A 1,323-nucleotide genomic window follows, 5' to 3' on the forward strand; every position below is an offset into this window, starting at 1 on the left:
AATGGACCGACGAATTATCCCCCTGATCATGTGCGGCGGCGCAGGCACGCGGCTGTGGCCGGCCTCGCGCGAGGCGCACCCGAAGCAGTTCCTGTCGCTGTTCGGGGCGCGCTCGACCTTCCAGGAGACGGTGCTGCGGCTGTCCGATTCAACGCTGTTCGAGCGTCCGATCGTGATCACCAGCGAGGCCTATCGCTTCATGGTGCTGGAGCAGCTCGCCGAGATCGGCCGCGAGGCCGACGTGCTGCTGGAGCCGATGCGGCGCGATTCGGGGCCGGCGATCGCGGCCGGCGCGGCGTTCGCGGAAGGCCGCGAGGCTGGCGCGATCGTGCTGGCGCTCGCCGCCGATCATCTGGTGCGTGACACGAATGCCTTCGTCGCGGCATGCCGCGAGGGGCTTGCCGCCGCCGAGCAGGGCCGCATCGTGACCTTCGGCGTCAAGCCAGAACGGCCGGCCACCGAATACGGCTACATCAGTCCGGGCGATGTTGTCGCCGGCGAGGTGAGGGCGGTCGCACGCTTCGTCGAGAAGCCGGATGCCGTGACCGCGGCCGGCTACATCGATGCCGGCTATCTCTGGAACAGCGGCAACTTCATGTTCCGCGCCGCCATGCTGCTGGACGAATATCGCAGCGTCGATGCGGACAGCATTGCCTCGATCGAAGGCTCCGTCGCGGCGGCGGCGCGCGATCTCGGCTTCGTCAAGCTCGATGCGAAGGCGTTCGGCGCGGCCAAGGCGATCTCGATCGACTATGCGGTGATGGAGAAGACCACGCATGCGGCGGTGGTGCCGGTGGCGTGCGGCTGGTCGGACATCGGCTCGTGGCGGCAGGTCTGGGAGCTCTCGGACAAGGACAGCCAGGGCAATGCGGCGCGGGGCGTTGCGGTGTTCGAGAATTCCCGCAACTGCAACGTCGCGACCGATCGCGCGCTGGTGGCGCTCGAGGGTGTCGACGACCTCGTCGTGGTCGCGACCCAGGATGCCGTCCTTGTGTCGCGCCAGAAGGATGCCAACGGGTTGAAGCGGTTGGTCGCCAAGCTGAAGGCGACGACGCCTGAAGTAACCGAGAGCCATATCAAGGTGCATCGCCCCTGGGGCTCGTACCAGTCGGTCGACAATGGCGACCGCCACCAGGTCAAGCGCATCATCGTGCGGCCGGGCGGGCGGCTGTCCCTGCAGAAGCACCACCACCGCTCAGAGCACTGGATCGTGGTGCGCGGCACGGCGCAGGTCACCGTCAACGAGCTGGTCAAGACCGTGCACGAGAACGAATCGATCTACATCCCGATCGGCGCGGTGCACCGGCTGGAGAACCCCGGCAA

At 67.3% G+C, this 1,323-nt stretch carries 1 protein-coding gene; it reads left to right on the plus strand.

Features of this window, described 5'->3' with window-relative positions:
* Position 1: 1 nt before the first annotated feature.
* Positions 2-1,323, plus strand: a 1,322-nt coding sequence (locus tag JQ586_RS40275) for a mannose-1-phosphate guanylyltransferase/mannose-6-phosphate isomerase (protein ID WP_212400157.1), incomplete at its 3' end; no start/stop codon positions are given.

The organism is Bradyrhizobium jicamae (genome assembly GCF_018130215.1).
GTDB classification, from domain to species: Bacteria; Pseudomonadota; Alphaproteobacteria; order Rhizobiales; family Xanthobacteraceae; genus Bradyrhizobium; species Bradyrhizobium jicamae_A.